Raw genomic sequence first — 20,153 nt, 5'->3', positions numbered from 1 at the left:
GTTACAGCGGCATCACCTCGACCACGGCGCCCGCGGCATAGCGTTGCGGTCCCTCAGGCACCACGATCAGTGCATTCGCATCCGCGGCGGCACGCAGCCGGTGCGAACCCGTCGCTGCGCTGGCCTCCACGTGCATCGCGCCGTTGCTGCCGCTGGACAGATGACCGCGGATGAACTCGCGGCGCGGATGGAGCTTGTCCAGCGGCGCCACCAGTTGCGCCTGCCATGTCGGCCGTGGCTCCCGGCGCCCCTGCAGGGCGTCGATCAGGGCGCGGCCGAACGTGAGCCATGTCGCCAGTACGGAGACGGGGTTGCCCGGCAGTCCCAGCACGCGCGCCTGGTCGAGGCTGCCGAACAACAGCGGCATGCCCGGCTTCATCTTCACCTTCCAGAAATGCGTCTCGCCGAACTGGGCAAGCACGCCCGGCAGGTGGTCCTTCTCGCCCGCGGAAACACCGCCGGCGGTGACGATCAGGTCGAAAGCGCAACCCGCATCGCGCAGGGCGATCTCGACCTGCTTCGGATCGTCGGGCAGGCACGGCCAGGCGGTGGGTTCCAGTCCGTCGGCGCGCAGCAGTCCCATCAACAGGTCGCGATTGCTGTCGTAGATCTGGCCCGGTGCGAGCGGCAGGCCGGCTTCGACCAGTTCGTCGCCGGTGGTGAATACAGCCACCGTGGGCTTGCGCGAAACGCGCAGCGACGCAACGCCCAGCGAGGCGGCGAGCGACACGCGCGCAGGGGTGAGCAGGTCGCCCGCGCGCAAGACGCCATCGCCTTCGCGCACATCCTCGCCTGCGCGACGCACGTTCGCCCCCAGGGGCGTGGCGCCGGGGACGACCACCGTCGCACCTGCGATGCGGCAGTTTTCCTTGATGGCGACGCTGTCGCTACCGGGTGGCATCGGCGCGCCGGTGGTGATGCGGATGCATTCGCCTGCTTGCAGCGGCAGGTTGTTGGCGATGCCCGCGAACTGCTCACCAACGAGGCGCAGCGCGGTCTCTTCGCCGTCCAGGTCGCCATGGCGGAATGCGAAACCGTCCATCGCGCTGTTGTCGAACGGCGGCAGCGCCATCGGCGCGACGAGATCCTGGGCCAGCACGCGGCCATGGCAGCGGGCCAACGCCAAGGATTCGGTTTCGAGCCGGTGTCGCGCGGCCGTATCACGCAGCACGGCCAGGGCTTCATCGAACAACAGGCCAGTCGGGAAATCAGTCATGACGGGATTCCGGCGTCACGCCGGCGGCGCGCAGATCATCGGGCGTATTGAGGTTGCCGAAGCGTACGCCTTCGAGACGCACGCCCGTCATGCGGAGGCGTCCGTGCAAGGAGTGGATCGCGACGTCGTTGCGTTCGACGGCCTGGGATAGTGCCAGCGTTGCGGCTTCGACACGCCACAGCGCGACCAGCGGCTGTGGGCCATCATCATCGATGGCGAATGCACCGTTTTCACCACGCACGGAACACAGACTGGGCAACAGGCAATCGTTGACGCCGACGAGGTCCACGGGAAGGGTCAGCAGCCACGGTGTGCGGCACGCTGCCAGCAAGGCGTCCAACCCGGCGATGGGTCCACGGTCGCCTGCGATCCGATCCGCTACCGCGTGCAGGCCGGCTTGCGCGTAACGCGGCAGGTCGCGATTGGCGCTGACCAGCAGCGCTCCCGTTTCATGTGCGAAGCGGCGCTGCCAGCGCAGCACCTGCGGGATGCCGCCGCGCTCCATCCAGGCCTTGTCGATACCACCCAACCGCGTCGCACGGCCGCCGGCGAGAATGCCCAGCGTGATGTCCGCGGCGCGGATCGCAGCCGTTATGGACTCGTCGTCGCGTCCGACAGGCGCAGGCACGCTCGCATCACTTCCCGCGTTTGACGTGGCGGATGAGGCGGCGCTTCTTCGCTACCTGCCGCTCGGTCAGCACGTTCTTCTTGCCTTCGTACGGATTGGTGCCTTCCTTGAAGATGAAGCGCACCGGCGTGCCCACGAGCTTGAAGCGCTTGCGGAAGAAGTTCTCGAGATAGCGCTTGTAGCTGTCCGCCAGCGTGCGCAGGCGCGTGCCGTGGATGATGAAGGTCGGCGGATTGACGCCACCCGGGTGGGCGAAGCGCATCTTCGCCACGTGGCCGCGAACGACCGGCGGCGGGTTGGTTTCGTAGGCGATTTCCATTGCCTTGGTCACCTCGCTGGTACCCAACTCGGTGGTCGCGGACTTGTGCGCGCGATGGATGGCGTTGAACAGCTCACGCAGGCCCGAACCGTGCTTGGCGCTGATGCGCACCGCTTCGGCCCATTCGACGAACGCGAGCTTGCGCACCAGCAGGTTTTCGGTCTGCTGGCGCTGGTATTCGGTCTGGCCATCCCACTTGTTGACCGCAACGACCAGCGCACGGCCCGCATCGAGTGCGTAGCCGAGCACGCTGGCATCCTGGTCGGTCACGCCCTCGCCCGCATCGAGCATGACCACGGCGACCTGGCATTCCTCGATCGCGGCGAGCGTCTTCACGATCGAGAATTTCTCGACCGCCTCCTCCACCTTCGACTTGCGGCGCAGGCCGGCGGTGTCGATCAGGCGGTACAGGCGGCCGTCGCGCTCCATGTCGATCGAGACCGAATCGCGCGTCGTGCCCGGCACCTCGGACGCGATCATGCGTTCCTCGCCGAGCAGGCGGTTCACCAGCGTCGACTTGCCGACATTGGGGCGGCCGATGAAGGCGACGCGGATGCGGTTGGGGTCGCTGTCGAGTTCGACCGAGCTGCCCGCTTCCGGCAGGCGCTTCTGGATATCGACGAGCAACTCGTCCAGGCCGACGCGGTGCGCGGACGAGATCGCGATGACATCGCTGAAGCCGTAGCGGGCGAATTCGGCCATCGCGGCGCGCGCATCTAGGCCATCGGTCTTGTTGACCACGAGCACCGTCGGCCGTGCGGCCTTGCGCAGCCATTGCAGGATGTCGTCGTCCAGCGACGACGCGCCTTCGCGGCCATCGACCACGAACAGGACGAGATCGGCTTCTTCCGCTGCCGCCCGGGCCTGGCGCGCGGTGGCGCCGGCGAGGCCTTCATCCACGCCGGCGATGCCGCCGGTATCGACCACGGCGAAGTGGCGCTGGCCTTCCGGCCGGCACACGCCGTAGTTGCGGTCGCGAGTCACGCCCGGCTGGTCGTGCACCAGCGCGTCACGGGTACGCGTCAGCGCATTGAACAGCGTCGACTTGCCGACATTGGGGCGGCCCACCAGGGCGACGAGGGGAAGCATGGAAACCTGCCAATCAAGGGTCCGGATCGAGGGACGAACCGGACGGGGCCACAGAGTGGTACCCGGAAACAATAACCCCGGCCGCGGGCCGGGGTCATCGGTAAGCGAAAACGGCGATTACTGGCCGAGGCGGAACGCTGCCAGTTCACCGTCGATGTTCTGGGCCACCAGGATGCCGTCGGCGACCACGGGCGAGCCACGCAGCGCATCGCCACCCATCCGGGCGCGGGCGGCCAGTTCACCGGTATCCAGCTTCATCCAGTGCAGGTAGCCGTCATAGTCACCGACCACGGCGTAATCACCCTGGATCACTGCCGAGGTCAACAGGCGACGAGCCAGCGCAGGTTGCTGCCACAACGAGGCGCCGCTGCTCTTGTCGAGCGCGTAGACGCTGCCGGAGGCGTCGGCCACCACCAGGCGATCGCTGGCGACACCCAGGCGACCGGCACCACCGAACTGGCTACCCCACAGGGCCCGGCCGCTCGGCGCATCGATGGCTACCGTCTGCTTCTTGAAGCTGGTCGCGAACAGCGTGCTGCCTTCCAGCACCGGCGTTCCGTCGACGTCGGCAAGGCGATCCAGCTCGCTGCGACCTTCCGGCTGCGCAACAGCCACGTTCCAGAGCGAATGACCATCGGTGGCCGACAGCGCGCTGACCGAACCATCGTCGTTGCCGGAAAACACGTAGCCAGGCCCCAGCACCACGGCGTCGTTACCGCGCAGGCTGAGGGTCGGCACTTCATAGACCCAGAACCACTTGCGTTCGCCGGTGGCGGCGTCGAAAGCAGTGACATGGCCATCGTTGGAACGGACGAAGACGCTGCCGAGGCCGATCGTCGGGGCCGCGATGACTTCGGCCGGCACCTTGGCCTGCCACTTCTCGGCTCCGGTAGCGGCATCGAGCGCGATCACCTGGCCATCGAGGCCGCCAACCACCACCAGGCCGTCGCCTGCACCGGGACCGCCGGAAAGGAGCAGCTTGCTTTCGTAATGCCAGACCGGCTTGCCGGTCTGCAGGTCGAACGCGCGCACGCCACCCTCAACGGCCGCGGCATAGACGCGGCCATCGGCCACGGCCGGTCCCTGTCGGACCCCGACGCGCCCTTCGCCCTTGCCCGCATTCGCCGACCAGATCTTGGACACCGTCACCGTCGGGGTGAAGTCGGTGAGCGCCGCCGGCTCATTCGGCTTGGCCTCGCTCTTGCCACCGAACCAACCCTTGACGGTCGAGCAGCCGCCCAGTGCGAGAACGCACATCAGCACGGCGGAAGTACGCAACGTGGCCGCGACGGCCGGAGTGCGGGAGGTCGGGCGCTTGATCGACGTCATCAGGACTGGCTCTCGGTCTTGGGGGGAGTACCGCCGGCTTGGATCAGTTTCAGTTCGATCAGGCGTCGCTGCGGCGTGCCGACTTCGGCCTTGAGCAGGGCCTTGCCGTAGCTGTCGCGGGCCTGGTCGCGCTGGCCCAGGGCCAGTTGCGCGTCGCCGCGGATCTCCAGCACGACCATCGAGTCTCCGTTGCCGACCAGCTTGAGCGCGGCATCGGCCTGCTTCGCATCGATCAGCACGCGCGCCAGGCGCTGGTTGACGATCGCCGTCAGCGCAGGATCGCTCGTCCTGACCGAACGCAAGGTCGCGATGGCGGCGTCGTTCTGGTTGGCCTGGAGCTGGGACTTGGCCATTTCCAGCTGCGCCAGCGCACGGAAGATGCCTTCCGGCACGGCCTGGACCTTGGCACTGGCCGCCTTGTCGCCGGCCTGGATGGCATCGACGGCGGCCTGGTAGTCGCTGGCCGCCTTCGACTGCTGGGCAGCCTGGTGGCGCTGCCACCACTGCCAGCCGCCAATCGCGGCGAGGCCGAGCGCAATGCCAAAGACAAGAGCGCTGCCGTTGCGGCGCAGCCATTCGCGGACGCGCTCGCTCTGTTCGTGTTCGTCTAGTAGTTCGTCGATCGCCATGGAATCTCACCCCGCCCGGAAGGCAGGGTTCATCAGGAACCGGCTTTCCGCCGGTGGGAGGGTCGACCCGCGTCGCGGGTCAGTTGGCGACCGGCGCGAGGGAACCGTCAGAGGATAGCGTAAAGCGCGCCACATTCGCGCGGCTGAACGGTTCCAGGTCGACAATCGCGCCCCCGCGCTTCACTTCGACCGCATTGGCGTTGCCGAGCTTGATGCGCCCGACTTCGCCAGGTGCGTAGCTGCGCTGCTGTCCGGCGGTCAGCAGGCCACGCTCCAGCACGCGCTGGTTGTCGGCCGCGAGGATCTCGACCCAGCTGTCGCCGTTGAAGGTGATCGTCAATGCACCGGCTGCTTGCGTGGCAGGCGGCAGCGAGGCGATCGATGCCACCAGCGGCGTGCGCCTGGGGGCCGCCTGTTCGGGCGAGGCGTTTTCCGCCTGCTCGATCGTGGCGGGAACATCGAGCGATTGCACCGCCAGGTCGCCATTGCCGAAATGCGAACGGGTACCCAGCCACACCGGCACGGCGATCGCCGCGGTGATGGCGACGTAGATGGCGCGCCGGCCGATCTGCTCGGCGATGCGCTGGTAGCCCGGTGTATGGGCATGGCTGACAAGGGTGGACGGTGCAACCGCCGCAACCGGGGTCTGCTCGATATAGGGTTCGATGTCGACGACGAGCAGTCGCGCATAGCTGCGCAGCTGGCCACGCACGAAAACCGGGGCGCCCAGGGAGGTCCAGTCGTCGGACTCGAGGTTGGCAACGCTGCGCACGGTCATGCGCAGCTGCGACGCCACCTGCTCGATGGACATGCCCGCTGCTTCACGTGCCTCCCTAAGGACTGCGCCGCAGCCAGCACTCACGCCCGGTACCGCCTGGTCGGAATCCATCATTGCCTGCCACCATCCCCCATTACGGAGTTCCGTGCTTCCGGTGCATCGGGGAACTCCGTTTTCAGGCGCGAAACGTAGCGCGCGGCTGAAGCACTGTCTCCGAGTTTTTGTTCAATCTGTGACGCAAGCAACAACGCCTTGGGGTCCGCTGGTGCAGCAGCGAGACGCCGTTCCGAAAATGCCCTGGCCTCGAAAGCGTCTCCTGCGCGGAATTCGCGTTCGGCGAGCGACCCCAGCGCCACGGGGTTGGTCGGATCGAGCTCGACAGCGCGATGCAGGTCACGTTCGGCCCGCTCCTGCTGTCCGACCGTGCTGGCGCAGGCACCGGAATTAGCCAGGATCACGGGGGAATCCGCATAGCCGGGGAGCGCCAGCGCGCGATCGAACCAGTCCAGCGATTCGCCCGCCCGCCCCTGCTCACACAGCCAGATGCCGTAGTTGCCGAGCACGCCTCCGTTCTTCGGAGCGAGCTCGGTCGCGCGCAAGTAATGCTTGCCCGCACCTGCGCCGTCGCCGGATTTGTCCAGCGCCACCGCCAGGTAGGTGTGGGCTTCGAAGGAGTTGGGTTGCCGCTTGAGCAGACCGGTGGCCTGGCGCTTGGCGGCGTCGAAGTCGCCATTGGCCAGTGCCCTGCCGATCTCCGCAAGGTCGCGCTGCATGCCTGCATCGCTCTTTGCGTGCTTGTCCTCGCTGATGCGATTGACCGCTGGCTCGATGTGATGCTCCTTGCCGAGGCTGGTGCTCACATAGCTGCCACCGCTGCCACAGCCGCTGATGGCGACCATGGCTACGGCCAGGACAACGGCGCGAACGTCACGCAGCAGCATCACCCGCCTCCTGTGCATCCAATCGCTTGCGGAATTCGGCCTGGCGGCGAGTGCGGTCCATGACCTGGCCCTTCAGCTGGCCGCAGGCCGCGTCGATATCGTCGCCGCGCGTACGACGCACGGGCGCGATCATCCCCGCGTTGTTCAGCAGCTTCTGGAAGCCGCGGATCGCCTCTTCGTCCGGGCGCGCGAAACGCGTCCCCGGGAACGGATTGAACGGAATCAGGTTGACCTTTGCCGCGTCCTTCATCTGCACGGCATTGTCGAATGCCCGCAGCAGGCGGATGAGTTCGCGCGCGTGCTGCGGCTGGTCGTTTACGCCCTTCATCAGGGTGTATTCGAAGGTAACGGATGTGCCGCGCTTGCGCAGCGCATAGCGCACGCAGGCTTCCATCAGCGCTTCGATCGGATACTTCTTGTTGAGCGGTACGAGTTCGCTTCGCAGCTCGTTGTTGGGCGCATGCAGCGACACGGCCAGCGAGACGTCGCTCACCTCGCCCAGCTTGTCGATCATCGGCACCATGCCGGCGGTGGAGAGCGTGACCCGCTTGTTGGCCAGCCCGTAGCCGAGGTCGTCGCGCATGATGCTCATCGCGCGCACGACGTTGTCGAAGTTCGCCAGCGGCTCGCCCATGCCCATCATCACCACGTTGGTGAGCTTGCGCTGCTGGTGCGGAACGTTGCCCAGGTGGCGCGCCGCGATCCAGACCTGGCCGATGATCTCGGCGGTCGACAGGTTGCGGTTGAACCCCTGGGTGGCGGTCGAGCAGAACTGGCAGTTCAGCGCGCAGCCGACCTGCGAGGACACGCACAGCGTGCCGCGTCCCTTGTCGGGGATGTAAACCGTCTCGATCGCGTTCTTGGGATCCATGCCGAGCAGCCACTTGTGCGTGCCGTCGGTGGATTCCTTGTCGAAGATGAGCTGCGGGGCGTGCACCACGGCCCGTTCCTCGAGCTTGGCGCGCAGCGCCTTGCCGAGGTCGGTCATGTCGGCGAAGTCGGTGACGTAGCGGTGATGGATCCACTTCATCACCTGGTGCGCGCGAAACTTCTTCTCGCCCAGCTCATGCTCGAAGAAATGCTCCAGCGAAGCGCGGTCGAAGTCGAAGATGTTTGTCTTTGCCGGACTGGCCGAGGCCAGTCCGGGGGTCTTCGACTCCGACGCGGTCTTGCCGGCAGGCTCGCGCAGCGCCGCCTGCGTCGCCTCGTCGGCGGCTGCGCCGATGGGAACGATGTCGATGGCGATGTCGCGGGTCTGGTTCATTGCTCTACTTCAGGTCAACGGGCGAAGACGTCGGTCGCCGGGAAGAAGTACGAGACTTCGATCGCGGCGTTCTCCAGCGAGTCCGAACCGTGCACGGCGTTGGCGTCGATGCTGTCGGCGAAGTCGGCGCGGATGGTGCCCGGCGCTGCGTCCTTCGGATTGGTGGCGCCCATCAGGTCGCGGTTCTTGAGCACGGCGCCTTCGCCCTGCAGGACCTGGATCATCACCGGGCCGCTGATCATGAATTCAACCAGCGCATTGAAGAAGGGACGCTCGCGGTGCACGGCGTAGAAGCCTTCGGCTTCGGCGCGCGAGAGCTGCGTCATCTTCGAGGCGACGACCTTCAGGCCGGACTTCTCGAAACGCGAATAGATTTCGCCAATGACGTTCTTGGCGACGGCATCGGGCTTGATGATCGAAAGGGTGCGCTCCAGCGCCATGGGAATTTCTCCGGATAGGCGGGCCGCGGGGACAGTCCTTGTTCGCGCCCGAGAATAACAGAAAAACCCGCGTCGAATCGCGGGTTTAGCCAATATGGCTGGGGGAAATTCTAGCGGAAGTACGGTCTGTTTTGGAGATTTTTTCGCCAACGGCAGTTGACGTGCGGTGCGGTATGGTTCTAGCCTTAAACGGTTGTTTGAATCGACCTTTGGAACCACGCTTCGACGCCATGGCCACTCCGCATCCTTTCTCCACCAAGGACCGCATCCTCGGCGCCGCCGAGGAGCTCTTTGCCCAGTTCGGTTTCGCCGGAACCTCGCTACGACAGGTCACCAGCCGCGCCGACGTGAACATAGCGGCAGTGAATTATCACTTCGGCAGCAAGGAAAACCTGGTCAACGAGGTGTTCCGGCGCCGCATGGACGAAATGAGCCAGCGACGCCTGGCAGCGCTCAAAAGCGCAGTCAAGGAACATCCGGGTGAACTGGAGCCGATCCTGGCCGCTTTCGTTGAACCGGCGCTGGCGATGGCCCAGGACCGCCACAACGGCGCCTTCGCACGCATGGTCGCGCGCGCCTACGCCGAGAAGAACGACGTTCTGCGGAGGTTCCTGTCCGAACACTACGGCCACGTGCTGCGGGAGTTCGCCAAGGCCATCAGCACCTGCCTGCCCGGTCTGAGCAAGGAATCCCTGTACTGGCGCCTCGACATCGTGGTCGGGGCCCTGACCTACGCCATGGCCGATTTCGGCCTGATCAAGCGTCCCGCCGGTGTCACCGAGGCGGCGCACCGTGACCGCGCCGCACGCGAGCTGATCGAGTTCGCGGCTGCCGGCTTCCGCAATTCATAGGCGGCAGAAGCCCGCCAAGATTTCGGCTTCGAACCGCATCGCTCAAACGGCTTTGTCGTTAATACAAGGACTTATGAACCATGTCTAATAAACTACTTTTGCGCCGCGCCGCCGTACTGGGCGCAGGCGTGATGGGTGCGCAGATCGCCGCCCACCTGACCAACGCCGGCGTGGATACGGTGCTGTTCGACCTGCCCGCGAAGGAAGGCGACCCCAACGGCGTGGTGACCAAAGCCATCGCCAACCTGGCCAAGCTCAGCCCCGCCCCGCTCGCCGACAAGGCGCTGGCCGAACGCATCGTCGCGGCCAATTACGAAACTGAGCTGGAATTGCTGAAGGACTGCGACCTGATCATCGAGGCCATCGCCGAACGGATGGACTGGAAGCAGGACCTGTACAAGAAGATCGCCCCCTTCGTGCCCGCGCACACGGTGCTGGCCTCCAACACCTCCGGCCTGGGCATCAACAAGCTGGCCGAGGTGCTGCCGGAAGAAATGCGCCACCGCTTCTGTGGCGTGCACTTCTTCAACCCGCCGCGCTACATGCACCTGGCCGAACTGATCCCTGCGCGCACCACGGACGCCGCGGTGCTCGAGAGTCTCGAAGCCTTCCTGACCACCACGCTCGGCAAGGGCGTGGTCTACGCCAAGGACACGCCGAACTTCATCGGCAACCGCATCGGCGTCTTCTCGATGCTGGCCGCCATGCACCACACCGAGCAGTTCGGGCTCGGCTTCGACACCGTCGACGCGCTGACCGGCCCGGCCGTCGGCCGCCCGAAGTCGGCGACCTATCGCACGGCGGACGTGGTCGGCCTGGACACCATGGCCCATGTCATCAAGACCATGGCCGATACGCTGCCGGAAGATCCCTGGCACACGTACTTCCAGGCGCCGAAATGGCTGACCGCCCTGATCGATAAAGGCGCACTGGGCCAGAAGACCGGCGCTGGCTTCTACACCAAGAAGGGCAAGGACATCCTCGTCCTCGACCTGAAGGCGCAGGACTTCCGTGTCTCGGCCGGCGAGCTTGATGGCGACGTTGCCGCCCTGCTCAAGGAAAAAGATCCGGCGAAGAAGTTCGCCGCACTGCGCGCCAGCGAGAATCCGCAGGCGAAGTTCCTCTGGGCCTGTTTCCGCGACACCTTCCACTACAGCGCCTACCACCTGGAAGCCATCGCCGACACCGCACGCGATGTCGACTTCGCCATCCGCTGGGGTTACGGCTGGTCGTTGGGCCCGTTCGAAACCTGGCAGGCCGCGGGCTGGAAGCAGGTGGCCGAATGGATCGCCGACGACATCGTGAAGGGCCTGGCGATGAGCAATGCGCCGCTGCCGGACTGGGTGTTCGATGGCCGCGACGGCGTGCACGGCACCGCCGGCAGCTACAGCCCGGGCCGCAACGCGATGGTGCCGCGCTCTGCCAACCCGGTGTATGCGCGCCAGCGTTTTCCCGACGCGCTGGTCGGCGAGAAGTTCTCGCAGGGCCGCACCGTGTACGAGAACGATGGCGTGCGCATGTGGGTCGACGAGGGCGACGATATCGCCGTGGTCAGCTTCAAGACCAAGCTGCACACGGTCAACGACCATGTGCTCAACGGACTCCAGGAAGCCATCGCGATCGCCGAGCGCGATTTCCGCGGGCTCGTGATCTGGCAGCCGAAGGAACCCTTCTCCGCGGGCGCCGACCTGTCGGGCGCACTGGGCCTGCTGCAAGCCGGTGACGTGAAAGGCTTCGAGGCGATGGTCGCCAACTTCCAGAAGACCAGCCAGCGCATCAAGTACGCGCAGGTACCGGTCGTAGCCGCGGTGCGCGGCCTGGCACTGGGCGGTGGTTGCGAATTCCAGATGCATGCGGCGAAGACCGTATTGGCATTGGAAAGCTATATCGGCCTGGTCGAAGCGGGCGTGGGCCTGCTGCCGGCCGGTGGAGGCCTGAAGGAACTCGCCGTGCGCGCTTCCGAAGCGGCCGGTCCGGGGGGCGACGTGTTCGCGCAGCTCAAGACCGCATTCGAGAGCGTGGCGATGGGCAAGGTGTCGACCTCGGCCTTCGAAGCCCGTTCGCTCAAGCTGGCGCGGGAGAGCGACGTCGTGGTGTTCAATGCGTTCGAATTGCTCCACGTCGCCCGGCAGCAGGCACGTGCACTGAGCGAATCCGGCTACCGCCCGCCCCTGCCCGCCCGCCGCATCCAGGTGGCCGGCGACGTCGGCATCGCCACCTTCAAGATGATGCTGGTGAACATGCTGGAAGGCCGCTTCATCTCGCCGCATGACTACGAGATCGCCTCCCGCATCGCCACGGTTCTCTGCGGCGGTGAAGTCGATCGCGGCACGCTGGTGGACGAGGAATGGCTCATCCGCCTGGAACGCGAACACTTCGTCGCCCTGGCGCAAATGCCCAAGACGCAGGAGCGCATCGCGCACATGCTCAAGACCGGCAAGCCGCTGCGCAACTAATGCTCTTAAGCTCCTCCCCCGCTCGCGGGGGAGGAACCTTCCCCCGCAAGCGGAGGAAGGAGAACAACAAGGGATCATCAAGATGACCAAGCAAGTTCAAGACGCCTACATCGTCGCCGCCACCCGCACCCCGGTCGGCAAGGCCCCGCGCGGCGTGTTCCGCAACACCCGTCCCGACGACATGCTCGCGCACGTGTTGCGCAGCGTGGTCGCGCAGGCACCGGGCATCGACGTCAACCGCATCGACGACGCGATCATCGGCTGCGCCATGCCCGAAGGCGAGCAGGGCATGAACGTGGCGCGCATCGGCGCGCTGCTCGCCGGCCTGCCCAATACCATTGCCGCTCAGACCATCAACCGCTTCTGCTCGTCGGGCCTGCAGGCCGTGGCGCTGGCTGCGGACCAGATCCGCCTGGGCAACGCCGACCTGATGCTGGCCGGCGGAACCGAATCGATGTCGATGGTGCCCATGATGGGTAACAAGGTGGCGCTGTCACCGAGCGTCTTCGCCAACAACGAGAACGTCGCCATCGCATACGGCATGGGCATCACCGCCGAGAAGGTCGCCGAGGAATGGAAGGTCTCGCGCGAGGACCAGGACGCATTCGCCCTCGCCTCGCACCAGAAGGCTATCGCTGCGATCCAGGCGGGCGAGTTCAAGTCCGAGATTTCGCCGTACGAAGTCGTGTCGCACCTGCCCGATCTTGCCGGCAACGCGATCCGCCTGAAGAAAGCGCTGATCGAAATCGATGAGGGCCCGCGCGCCGATTCCTCGCTGGAAGGCCTGGCCAGGCTGAAGCCGGTATTCCGCAATGCCCAGTTCGGCGGCACCGTGACCGCAGGCAATTCGTCGCAGATGAGCGACGGCGCCGCCGCCGTGATGCTGGCCTCGGAGCAGGCGATCAAGGACTACGGCCTGACCCCGCTGGCCCGCTTCGTGAGCTTCTCCGTGGCTGGCGTGCGCCCGGAAGTAATGGGCATCGGCCCGATCGCCGCAATCCCGAAGGCGCTCAGGCAGGCGGGCCTCACGAAAGACCAGCTCGACTGGATCGAACTCAACGAAGCTTTCGCCGCACAGGCATTGGCAGTGATCCGTGATTCGCAACTGGATCCGTCCAAGGTGAATCCGCTTGGCGGTGCGATTGCACTTGGCCATCCGCTCGGCGCGACCGGCGCGATCCGCACCGCGACCATCGTCCACGGCATGCGCCGCCGGCAGCAGAAGTACGGCATGGTGACGATGTGCATCGGCACCGGCATGGGTGCTGCGGGCATCTTCGAAGCGCTGTAAGCAAGCTGCCTCCGAAGACAGCAATACGAAGGGCGGCTCAAGGCCGCCCTTCGTCGTTGAAGCACCCGCTGGAACCTACTTCGGGCAAGCCACGAACTTGCCCTTGGCATCGCGACAGTGCTGCGGCGCGGCCGTCTTCGCACAAGCGATGAAGTGGCCCTTCGCATCCCGGCATCGGACCGATGCCGTGGTCTTCGCCGCGGGTGCGGCAGCACTGGCCGCGGGAACAGCCTTGGTTGCAGGTGCGGCCGCGCTGGCCGCGGGCGTGGCCGCCATGACATTCAGGCTGGCAAACGCCAGTACGGCGGCGGCTGGGATCAGAAAACGGCGCATCGGCGGACCCTCGTCTGGTGGAGCTTCGAGGCTAGGCGCGCCTGACTTTCGCGACGATTACACGAAGATTAAATCCGTTTCATCCACGCATCGGTTGCTCTGGGTGCCTGGTGAACACCACCACGGCGCAGCCGTCCGCCTGCCGACCAAGGCCGGCGCCACCAATCCCCGTTCTGTGACGGTTGCGCGCTAATAGCTGACGGGAGGTATGGACATGGGCGCGCGCCACGGGTGTGATTGCAGCGCTTGGGGAGATGCTCAATGGAAATCCATCACGCGGACAAAGCCTATCGCAAGCGGGCGCTGTGGCTGCTTGCCGGAATCGTGCTCATGTGCGGTGTGCTGCTATGGCAACTGCACGCATGGCTGGACCAGTTGACCGTGCACTTGGAAGGCCACGACCCGGACACCGTGCGAGCGTGGGTGCGGTTGCTGTTGTGCGCGCTTGGAGTCGCGCTGGCGATACCGGCAATCGGCTTGGGCGTGACGCTCAGGCAGATGGGCTACCTGGCGCGACTGGAGGGACGGTTTCCGCCTGCGCAATGGAAGACCTTGCGCGACGTGCGGGTGTTACGCGATGCCGCCGGGCTGGCGTGGGCCAAAAGGATCGAAGCCGCGGGCGTCGCCGCACTGGCGTTGGCCGGCTTGCTGATCGGCTGGTCGATCTGGGCCTGGTGGCGTTTTGGCGCCTGAGCCCAGGGAAGGCGTGGGCGGCCGAGCCGCCCTGCCCCGATACCCGTTTTCTACAGGGTTGTTCTACAGGTCTTCGACGCCGAGCTCATCCAAGGCGTTCTGCATCATCCGGCGAGCTGAATCACTGAGTTTTTCGTGATCCAGCGCGTAGCGGATCGTGGCTTCGATCAAGCCGATGTGCGTGCCACAGTCGAAACGCGTGCCCTGGAACCTGTATGCATTGACCGACTCTTCGGCCAGTAATGCAGCGATGGCATCGGTCAGCTGGATTTCGCCCCCGGCGCCTGGCTTCGTGGACTCCAGGAGCTCGAAGATGCGCGGCGTCAGGACATAGCGGCCCACGACCGCCAGCGTGCTCGGGGCGACATCGGGCTGGGGCTTCTCGACGATGGCATTGATTCGCCCGCGGCGATTCTCGAAGGAGTCGGTGGCGACGATGCCGTAGCTGCCGGTCTGCTCGCGCGGCACGTCCTGGACGGCGATGACGCTGGTGCCGGTCGTCTCGGCGACATCCGCCATCTGCTTCAAGGCACCGGGACCGCGGTTCCAGATCAGGTCGTCCGGCAGCAGCACGGCAAAGGGCTGGTCGCCGACGATGGGCTTGGCGCACAGGACGGCGTGGCCAAGGCCAAGCGCTTCGGCCTGCGTCACGAACACCGCGCGCACGTGCGGCGGCAGCACGTTGCGGATGAGGTCGAGCTGCTCGGACTTGCCGGCGCGTTCCAGCTTCTGTTCGAGCTCGTAGGCCTTGTCGAAGTAATCGGCAACGGCATGCTTGTAGCGGTTGGTGATGAACACCAGCGTGTCGCAACCTGCTTCCACCGCCTCGTCGACAGCGTATTGGATGAGCGGCTTGTCGATGATCGGCAGCATCTCCTTGGGCACCGTCTTGGTGGCAGGGAGGAAGCGCGTGCCGAGGCCGGCGACGGGGAAAACAGCAGTACGAATGCGGGTCTGCTTTGAAACGGGAGACATCAAACTTTCCTGACGTTACGAGATGGGAATGCGATTACCGTGGAGGCTTCGTAATGCACGCCATGCGAACCCACCGGCTCGAATTCCGGTACCGCTGCGCGCAACTGGAGTTTCAGCGCTTCGACGTCGTAACGCGCACTGGCGTCGCGCAGCTGCGAAATCGCGTGCTCGATGACCTGCGCCGAGACCTGGCGCGGTTCGGCCTGCAGGATCTTGGGATGCGCGGTCGGCCGATAGCGCTCGTCCGCGTGGAATAGCGTTTCGTGCAGCTTTTCGCCCGGTCGCAGGCCGGTGTAGACGACGGCAATGTCGCGACCGGGTTGCTTGCCGGCCAGCCGGATCATCTGCTCAGCGAGCAGGCGGATCGGGACCGGCTCTCCCATGTCGAGCGTATAGATCGCCTCGTGCGTGCCGATCGCCGAAGCCTGCAGGATCAGCTGGCAGGCTTCGGGGATCGTCATGAAGAAACGCGTGACCTCAGGATCGGTGACGGTGACGGGCCCCCCGTTGCGGATCTGATCGCGGAACAAGGGCACCACGCTACCCGCCGAGTCGAGCACATTGCCGAAACGGACGGTGACGAAACGCGTGGAGCGATGGTCGGCCAGGGACTGGCAGGTCATTTCCGCCAGGCGCTTGGTGGCACCCAGCACGTTGACCGGATCCACGGCCTTGTCGGTGGAGATCAATACGAATGTACCCACCCCATGTTCCCGGCAGGCATGGGCCACCGTGCTGGTCGCGAGCACGTTGTTGCGAATCGCTTCGCGCAACTGCTCTTCGAGCAACGGAACCTGCTTATAGGCGGCGGCATGGAAAACCGCATCGGGCTCGGTCCGCGAAAGCGCATGGTTGATCAGGGCGGGATCGCCGCAATCGCCCAGCAGCGGTACGTATTCGATGTCGGGGAAGTCGCGCCGGAGTTTCGCCACCGTCGTGGTCAGCGCGATCTCGTCCATCTCGATCAACGCGATGCGCCGCGCACCGTGGCGCGCGCACTGACGACACAGTTCAGAGCCGATCGAACCACCCGCGCCCGTCACCAGCACCGTGCGGGCACCGAGCCAGCCACGGATGGATTTCCAGTCGGGCAATACGGGCTTGCGGCCCAGCAGGTCCTCGATCGCCACTTCCTTCAGTTCGCCCGGCAGGGAGCGTCCCTCGAGTACGTCCTGCAGGCGCGGAACCATCCGGAATGGCAGTCCGGTGCGTTCACAGGCGGTTAACACGCGCTGCATCGCGCGCGCATCCGCGGACGGCATCGCGATGACGAGCAGCTTGGCAGCTGTCTCGCGCGCGATTTCCGCTACGTCCTGCACGGTTCCAAGGACAGGGACACCCTGCACCTTGCTGCCGCGAAGGGCCGAGGCATCATCGAGGAAACCGACGGGCTGGTAGGTTCCGACCCGGCGCAGATCGCGCACCAGCGCCTCACCGGCGCGGCCGGCGCCGAGAATCAGCGTGCGAACGCTCCCTTCCCTGCTCCTGCCTTCGATGCGGTTGTCTTTCCACGCGCGATACAGGAGCCGTGGCGCACCCAGCAGGGCCATCAGCGCAAGCGGATACATGACCAGAACGGTGCGCGGCACCATGTCGAGCCGGTTGTAGAGGAACAGGCCCAGCAGGATCGCGAACAGCCCGAGCACGCAGGCCTTAACGATGTTCCAGAGGTCAGGCACGCTGGCGAAGCGCCAGAGCCCCCGGTACAGACCGATCTGCCAGAACACGAGTCCCTGTGCCGCGAGCACCAGCGCGATTTCCGTATTCCACAGCGCTATTTCCGGGGGGTTGAGGGACATGCCCCAGCGCAGGCGGTACAGGCCCTGCCACACCACCCACACCATGAAAAGGTCGTGTACCACCACGGCTTGGCGCGGCAGGAGGTTCTTCCATTGCTCAAACCAGGAACTCATTTCCTGCCCTTCCCTATCGCCGCAGCCTGCGGCTCCTTGCGATCCGAATACGAATGCTGCAACCGGCCCCAAAGGGCGGCCGTCATTGTGAACCAGAGAGCGCACCAAAACGTCATTTGCCCCTCCGTTTTGGGCGCGAGCCACCAGGCAAGCATCCACGCGGCGGCGGTCCAGCCTGCGTACATCAATGTCACGAGCACGTGAGTACCGGCGCCGGCAGCCCAGCGCTGGTAGGCGTGCTGGGCGTGAGGCGTCCACCAGCGCTCGCCCATGAGCAGGCGTCGCAGCAAGGTCAAACCGCTATCGACCAGGAAGGCAGACAAGGGCAACAACAACAGGATTCCGCGCGACTGTTGGCCCAGCCCTGCCAGGGCGGTCACCAGCAAGGCGGCGAGCGCGAACCCCAGTGCCCCGCTCCCGACGTCGCCGAGAAAAATCCGCGCCTTGGGGAAATTGAACGGCAGGAATCCCAGGCAGGCAGCCGCCAGCGCCAGGGTCAGCCAAAACCAGCTACCGCCCAGCACGAAAGCCAGCCCAACCGCCACCAGGGTGGCTTGGCTAGCGGCGATGCCGTTGATGCCATCCATGAAGTTCCAGATGTTGGTCAGGACCATGACGGCAACGAACGCGATCATCGCCATCGACAGGTCGCCCCAGGTACCGGCGACGGCCAGGGCAAATATGCCGGCCGCCATTGCCTGTACGCCCAACCGCAGCCACGGCGACAAAGGCCGGTGATCATCGATCATCCCCACCCCGGCGACCAGCAGCAGCCCCAAGGTGAATCCAGCGATCAGGATGAACTGGTGTGGATTGCGCCAGCCAAGCACGCATGCGGCGACCAGCAATGCGATGACGATGGCCACGCCGCCGCCGCGCGGCGTGGGGATATCGTGACTGCGACGCTCACCAGGGTGGTCGATGAGCTCGCGCCGCAGTGCATAGCCGCGCGCCATCCAAGTGCCCGTCAATCCGATGATGAAGTGCAGGGAAAGCCAGAACAGCATGTTGCTCAGACCACCGCGTAGTTCAACAGCGGCTTGACCGTGCCCCATTCCTTGCAACTCGGGCACTGCCAGTGGTGGCTGCGCGCGCCGAAGCCGCAACGCGTGCAGCGGTAACTCGGATTGCGCACGAGCAATTGGTCGGTGATGTGCTTCAGGTCATTCAAAGTCGCCAGCGGGTCGGCCTGCTCCGCCAGCGTGAGGTCGATCAGCGCCGCTTCGCCGCGCACGGAAGGGCGATCCTTGAGTTGACGCGCCAGATAGGCGCGGGCTGCGGACACGCCTTCATCCGCTTCAACCATCTGGGTCAGGGCCAACACCGGTGCGATGCCGCGATAGTGTTCGCACATCTCCGCCAGGAAGGCTCGCGCGCCGGGGTTGTCACCAACGCGCTCATAAGCGGAAAGCAGCGGCGGCAGGATTTCCGGCAAGTAGTCGGGATCGGCGCGCGCGACCCGCTCGAAGGCGCGGATCGCGCCGGGGTCATTGCCGGCATCGAGTTCGATGCGCCCTTCGATCATGCCCGCTCGCACCGAATTCGCGTCGGCTTCGTATGCGCGCGCGGCCGCCGCACTCGCGGCTCCGGTATCACCCGCTGCGCGCTGGCGCTCCGCGACCTCGCACTCGAATTGCGCGATCAGCTTGCCCATCGGCTCGCCCGTGGCGGCTTCGTAACGGCGCGCATTCTCGATCGCCTTGTCCCAGTCGCGTTCCGACTGGTAGATGCCAATGAGATGCTTGAGCGCCAGCGGCGCCATGTCGAGCGCGACCAGGTCACTGAAGACGGTTTCAGCACGATCCAGCAGGCCCGATCTCATGTAGTCCTCGCCAAGGGCCAGCAGCGCCTGCACCTTCTGCTGGTCGCTCAGGCCGGGACGCTGCACCAGCGCCTGATGCAGGCGGATGGCGCGGTCGACTTCGCCACGGCGACGGAACAGATGCCCGAGGGCCACCTGGGTTTCAAAGGTGTCCTTGTCGAGTTCGGCGATATGCAGGAACAGTTCGATCGCCTTGTCGGGCTGTTCGTTGAGCAGGTAATTCAGGCCACGGAAGTACGTGGTCGACAGCTTGCTTACCTGGCTGTCGCTGTGGCGCTCACCACCGCGACGACCGATCACCCAGCCACTGACGGCGGCGACGGGGAGCAGGAGGAAGAACCAGAACCATTCGTTGATGAATTCCATCGATCATGCCCTGGTAGTGGAAGGTGCTATGGCCTGGCGTTCGCAGCGAGCCAGCCGACGCCGCAATGGCAGGACGACGCTGGTTGCGATCGCCGCCCCTCCGAGAACCACGCCCAGCAGCAAGGCAACCAGCAGGGCCACGCCAAGCGTCGTCGGAATACGCGCAGCGCCAAGATCGATGATCGCCGCCTGGCGGTTCAATGCACCCACGATCGCACCCAGTGCGATGCAGGCAAACGCAATCAGCAGGCGTAGCACGCGCATGACGGCCTCCAACGGCCATGTCGTCATTGACGTAGCTTAACGGACACGTTGCGACGAAGCGACGCGCAATGAGGCGAAATCGACGCCCGGGGCCTTGCATGCGCCCGGCATTACGGATGGACTTGCAGGCGCCTGATGCGCCCTTGCCGGCTCAATCGTTCTCTTCGACCGGAATCACGCCGCTGACGCGTTCGCGCAATTCCTTGCCTGGCTTGAAATGCGGGACATGCTTGCCCGGAAGCGCGACCGATTCACCCGTCTTCGGGTTGCGGCCCAGGCGCGGCGGGCGGAAATGCAGGGAGAAGCTGCCGAAGCCGCGGATTTCGATCCGCTCTCCGCTGGACAGTGAGCCGCCCATCATTTCGAGCAGGGCCTTCACCGCCAGATCCACGTCGTCACCCTTCAGGTGCGCCTGACGCTGCGACAGGATCTCGATCAGTTCGGACTTGGTCATGACGTGGCCTTACTCCCCTGACTTGCCGGAGGACGCACCCCTTTGCGCCTCCTCGACGACCCTGCATTGACACGCTGCGCGCTCAATGCAGGACCGGCTTAC

General features: G+C 65.5%; 20 protein-coding genes. 4 read left to right on the top strand and 16 right to left on the bottom strand.

Going from position 1 to position 20,153, the window contains the following annotated elements:
- Position 1: 1 nt before the first annotated feature.
- From ACYVGE_RS05325 to ndk, 9 genes are all read right to left on the bottom strand, one after another.
- Entirely contained in the window at positions 2-1,216 is a 1,215-nt protein-coding gene (locus ACYVGE_RS05325; RefSeq protein ID WP_460727779.1) for a molybdopterin molybdotransferase MoeA, read from the bottom strand.
- A complete protein-coding gene (gene mobA, locus ACYVGE_RS05320; RefSeq protein ID WP_460727777.1) occupies positions 1,209-1,844 on the bottom strand; it encodes a molybdenum cofactor guanylyltransferase in 636 nt (211 codons plus the stop codon). Before mobA ends, ACYVGE_RS05325 begins: the two co-directional genes overlap by 8 nt.
- 7 nt (positions 1,845-1,851) lie before the next feature.
- Complete coding sequence (gene der, locus ACYVGE_RS05315; RefSeq protein ID WP_460727775.1) at positions 1,852-3,252, bottom strand: ribosome biogenesis GTPase Der; 1,401 nt, start codon at positions 3,250-3,252, stop codon at positions 1,852-1,854.
- Positions 3,253-3,369: 117 nt separating this feature from the next.
- Complete coding sequence (gene bamB, locus ACYVGE_RS05310) at positions 3,370-4,581, bottom strand: outer membrane protein assembly factor BamB (protein ID WP_460727773.1); 1,212 nt, start codon at positions 4,579-4,581, stop codon at positions 3,370-3,372.
- Positions 4,581-5,210 carry a YfgM family protein gene (locus tag ACYVGE_RS05305; RefSeq protein WP_460727771.1) on the bottom strand — a complete coding sequence of 210 codons (630 nt, stop codon included), beginning with the start codon at positions 5,208-5,210 and terminating at the stop codon, positions 4,581-4,583. Before ACYVGE_RS05305 ends, bamB begins: the two co-directional genes overlap by 1 nt.
- A gap of 79 nt (positions 5,211-5,289) precedes the next feature.
- Positions 5,290-6,099, bottom strand: coding sequence for a helix-turn-helix domain-containing protein (locus tag ACYVGE_RS05300; RefSeq protein ID WP_460728410.1), 810 nt, complete (start codon positions 6,097-6,099; stop codon positions 5,290-5,292).
- Complete coding sequence (locus ACYVGE_RS05295; RefSeq protein ID WP_460727769.1) at positions 6,099-6,929, bottom strand: tetratricopeptide repeat protein; 831 nt, start codon at positions 6,927-6,929, stop codon at positions 6,099-6,101. The genes ACYVGE_RS05300 and ACYVGE_RS05295 overlap by 1 nt, the downstream gene beginning before the upstream one ends.
- The gene (rlmN, locus tag ACYVGE_RS05290; protein ID WP_460728408.1) at positions 6,916-8,070 is read right to left on the bottom strand and encodes a dual-specificity RNA methyltransferase RlmN; all 1,155 of its coding nucleotides are present in this window, start codon (positions 8,068-8,070) and stop codon (positions 6,916-6,918) included. Before rlmN ends, ACYVGE_RS05295 begins: the two co-directional genes overlap by 14 nt.
- Positions 8,071-8,207: 137 nt before the next feature.
- Positions 8,208-8,633, bottom strand: coding sequence for a nucleoside-diphosphate kinase (gene ndk / locus ACYVGE_RS05285; RefSeq protein ID WP_460727767.1), 426 nt, complete (start codon positions 8,631-8,633; stop codon positions 8,208-8,210).
- Between the two features lie 230 nt (positions 8,634-8,863).
- On the opposite strand from ndk, the gene ACYVGE_RS05280 reads away from it, so the two are divergent.
- The 3 genes from ACYVGE_RS05280 (at position 8,864) to ACYVGE_RS05270 (ending at position 13,231) form a co-directional block, all read left to right on the top strand.
- Positions 8,864-9,484: a TetR/AcrR family transcriptional regulator gene (locus tag ACYVGE_RS05280; protein WP_457097754.1), complete on the top strand. Its 621-nt coding sequence runs from the start codon at positions 8,864-8,866 to the stop codon at positions 9,482-9,484.
- Positions 9,485-9,564: 80 nt separating this feature from the next.
- The gene (locus tag ACYVGE_RS05275; protein WP_460727764.1) at positions 9,565-11,940 is read left to right on the top strand and encodes a 3-hydroxyacyl-CoA dehydrogenase/enoyl-CoA hydratase family protein; all 2,376 of its coding nucleotides are present in this window, start codon (positions 9,565-9,567) and stop codon (positions 11,938-11,940) included.
- 82 nt (positions 11,941-12,022) lie between these two features.
- A complete protein-coding gene (locus ACYVGE_RS05270) occupies positions 12,023-13,231 on the top strand; it encodes an acetyl-CoA C-acyltransferase (protein WP_460727761.1) in 1,209 nt (402 codons plus the stop codon).
- A 75-nt stretch (positions 13,232-13,306) separates the two neighbouring features.
- Here ACYVGE_RS05270 and ACYVGE_RS05265 read toward each other — a convergent pair whose 3' ends face one another.
- Complete coding sequence (locus ACYVGE_RS05265; RefSeq protein ID WP_460727759.1) at positions 13,307-13,564, bottom strand: hypothetical protein; 258 nt, start codon at positions 13,562-13,564, stop codon at positions 13,307-13,309.
- A 261-nt stretch (positions 13,565-13,825) separates the two neighbouring features.
- Between ACYVGE_RS05265 and ACYVGE_RS05260 the strand changes: the two genes are divergently transcribed.
- The gene (locus ACYVGE_RS05260) at positions 13,826-14,257 is read left to right on the top strand and encodes a hypothetical protein (protein WP_460727757.1); all 432 of its coding nucleotides are present in this window, start codon (positions 13,826-13,828) and stop codon (positions 14,255-14,257) included.
- A gap of 63 nt (positions 14,258-14,320) precedes the next feature.
- Here ACYVGE_RS05260 and galU read toward each other — a convergent pair whose 3' ends face one another.
- From galU to ACYVGE_RS05230, 6 genes are all read right to left on the bottom strand, one after another.
- Positions 14,321-15,232 carry a UTP--glucose-1-phosphate uridylyltransferase GalU gene (galU, locus tag ACYVGE_RS05255; protein WP_460727755.1) on the bottom strand — a complete coding sequence of 304 codons (912 nt, stop codon included), beginning with the start codon at positions 15,230-15,232 and terminating at the stop codon, positions 14,321-14,323.
- Positions 15,232-17,145, bottom strand: a complete 1,914-nt coding sequence (locus ACYVGE_RS05250) for a polysaccharide biosynthesis protein (RefSeq protein WP_460727753.1) — start codon at positions 17,143-17,145, stop codon at positions 15,232-15,234. The genes galU and ACYVGE_RS05250 overlap by 1 nt, the downstream gene beginning before the upstream one ends.
- Entirely contained in the window at positions 17,142-18,152 is a 1,011-nt protein-coding gene (locus tag ACYVGE_RS05245; RefSeq protein WP_460727751.1) for an MraY family glycosyltransferase, read from the bottom strand. The genes ACYVGE_RS05250 and ACYVGE_RS05245 overlap by 4 nt, the downstream gene beginning before the upstream one ends.
- Before the next feature lie 5 nt (positions 18,153-18,157).
- Positions 18,158-19,333, bottom strand: coding sequence for a lipopolysaccharide assembly protein LapB (gene lapB, locus ACYVGE_RS05240; RefSeq protein ID WP_310052587.1), 1,176 nt, complete (start codon positions 19,331-19,333; stop codon positions 18,158-18,160).
- A gap of 3 nt (positions 19,334-19,336) precedes the next feature.
- On the bottom strand, positions 19,337-19,597 hold the full coding sequence (locus ACYVGE_RS05235; RefSeq protein WP_310052586.1) for a hypothetical protein: 261 nt from the start codon (positions 19,595-19,597) through the stop codon (positions 19,337-19,339).
- Between the two features lie 151 nt (positions 19,598-19,748).
- Entirely contained in the window at positions 19,749-20,051 is a 303-nt protein-coding gene (locus ACYVGE_RS05230; protein ID WP_310052585.1) for an integration host factor subunit beta, read from the bottom strand.
- Positions 20,052-20,153: the final 102 nt, after the last annotated feature.

This window comes from Lysobacter rhizosphaerae (genome assembly GCF_054779795.1).
This window is presented reverse-complemented; position numbering and strand designations above follow the sequence as displayed.